The sequence below is a fragment of the Rhizobium sp. SVR5-2C genome, from assembly GCF_056755115.1.
In genome coordinates, this window is record NZ_JBNDHT010000329.1 from 1 (window position 1) to 502 (window position 502).

A 502-nucleotide genomic window follows, 5' to 3' on the forward strand; every position below is an offset into this window, starting at 1 on the left:
CAATGTGCCCCCTGCGTTTCCCCATCTGTCGGAGAGGCGGCGAAAAGGGCGATGACTTAAGAGATGGAAGTCAGCGCTTGAGGCCGGAAGATCAGGGAGAGCCGCGGCAGCCTGGCTGGGGAATGTGGCTGCTGCTGGGACTGGCTATGCTTGGGGCGATTGCCAGCGTAATCGGCAGTCCGGCGGCGCTGTTCCGCCTTTTCGACTAGGCGGCACACGGTGCGTTACTTGAACCGGAACATTAGCGAAAGTTTGAGTTGAGGTATTGGGAGCGTGTGGCAAACCTACTTTTGTCTCTTCCTTTCCCTTGGATGGTTCCGAGGTCCTCTGGATCAGATGTGCCGCGCCATTTAGTGCGAGCACATGACGCAAGCGATTAGCGCGGGATGCGCCTTAGCATCTTCGAAAGATACCGTCTGCTTTGCTACCCACGAAGGCGCATGGTCCGGCCTCCAGCAGTCATCATTACGGGCGCTGCTGTTTGAGGGCCGCCAGACCCTAG

At 58.4% G+C, this 502-nt stretch carries 1 protein-coding gene; it reads left to right on the top strand.

Annotated features, from left to right (window positions below):
• Positions 1–209 (top strand): hypothetical protein (locus tag ACPYOI_RS35950; RefSeq protein WP_481424155.1); only part of this gene is annotated, 209 nt, incomplete at its 5' end.
• Between the last annotated feature and the right edge of the window lie 293 nt (positions 210–502).